Annotated in this window: 1 rRNA gene; it reads left to right on the forward strand. The window is 52.2% G+C overall.

The window, feature by feature from the left end:
• Nucleotides 1-11: 11 nt before the first annotated feature.
• Nucleotides 12-1,564: ribosomal RNA gene (locus GNP81_RS19125) — 16S ribosomal RNA — on the forward strand.
• Nucleotides 1,565-1,601 lie beyond the last annotated feature (37 nt).

Consider the following 1,601-nt stretch of genomic DNA (forward strand, 5'->3'; position numbering starts at 1 on the left):
CAAAAAAACTTTAATTGAAGAGTTTGATCATGGCTCAGATTGAACGCTGGCGGCAGGCCTAACACATGCAAGTCGAGCGGAAACGACTTAACTGAACCTTCGGGGAACGTTAAGGGCGTCGAGCGGCGGACGGGTGAGTAATGCCTGGGAATATGCCTTAGTGTGGGGGATAACTATTGGAAACGATAGCTAATACCGCATAATGTCTTCGGACCAAAGAGGGGGACCTTCGGGCCTCTCGCGCTAAGATTAGCCCAGGTGAGATTAGCTAGTTGGTGAGGTAAGAGCTCACCAAGGCGACGATCTCTAGCTGGTCTGAGAGGATGATCAGCCACACTGGAACTGAGACACGGTCCAGACTCCTACGGGAGGCAGCAGTGGGGAATATTGCACAATGGGCGAAAGCCTGATGCAGCCATGCCGCGTGTATGAAGAAGGCCTTCGGGTTGTAAAGTACTTTCAGTAGGGAGGAAGGTTCATGCGTTAATAGCGTATGGATTTGACGTTACCTACAGAAGAAGCACCGGCTAACTCCGTGCCAGCAGCCGCGGTAATACGGAGGGTGCGAGCGTTAATCGGAATTACTGGGCGTAAAGCGCATGCAGGTGGTTCATTAAGTCAGATGTGAAAGCCCGGGGCTCAACCTCGGAACCGCATTTGAAACTGGTGAACTAGAGTGCTGTAGAGGGGGGTAGAATTTCAGGTGTAGCGGTGAAATGCGTAGAGATCTGAAGGAATACCAGTGGCGAAGGCGGCCCCCTGGACAGACACTGACACTCAGATGCGAAAGCGTGGGGAGCAAACAGGATTAGATACCCTGGTAGTCCACGCCGTAAACGATGTCTACTTGGAGGTTGTTCCCTTGAGGAGTGGCTTTCGGAGCTAACGCGTTAAGTAGACCGCCTGGGGAGTACGGTCGCAAGATTAAAACTCAAATGAATTGACGGGGGCCCGCACAAGCGGTGGAGCATGTGGTTTAATTCGATGCAACGCGAAGAACCTTACCTACTCTTGACATCCAGAGAATTCGCTAGAGATAGCTTAGTGCCTTCGGGAACTCTGAGACAGGTGCTGCATGGCTGTCGTCAGCTCGTGTTGTGAAATGTTGGGTTAAGTCCCGCAACGAGCGCAACCCTTATCCTTGTTTGCCAGCACGTAATGGTGGGAACTCCAGGGAGACTGCCGGTGATAAACCGGAGGAAGGTGGGGACGACGTCAAGTCATCATGGCCCTTACGAGTAGGGCTACACACGTGCTACAATGGCGCATACAGAGGGCTGCAAGCTAGCGATAGTGAGCGAATCCCAAAAAGTGCGTCGTAGTCCGGATTGGAGTCTGCAACTCGACTCCATGAAGTCGGAATCGCTAGTAATCGTAGATCAGAATGCTACGGTGAATACGTTCCCGGGCCTTGTACACACCGCCCGTCACACCATGGGAGTGGGCTGCAAAAGAAGTGGGTAGTTTAACCTTCGGGAGGACGCTCACCACTTTGTGGTTCATGACTGGGGTGAAGTCGTAACAAGGTAGCCCTAGGGGAACCTGGGGCTGGATCACCTCCTTAAACGATAGATTACGATTTATGAGTGTTCACACAGATT

This window comes from Aliivibrio fischeri (assembly GCF_009727955.1).
GTDB lineage: Bacteria > Pseudomonadota > Gammaproteobacteria > Enterobacterales > Vibrionaceae > Aliivibrio > Aliivibrio fischeri_A.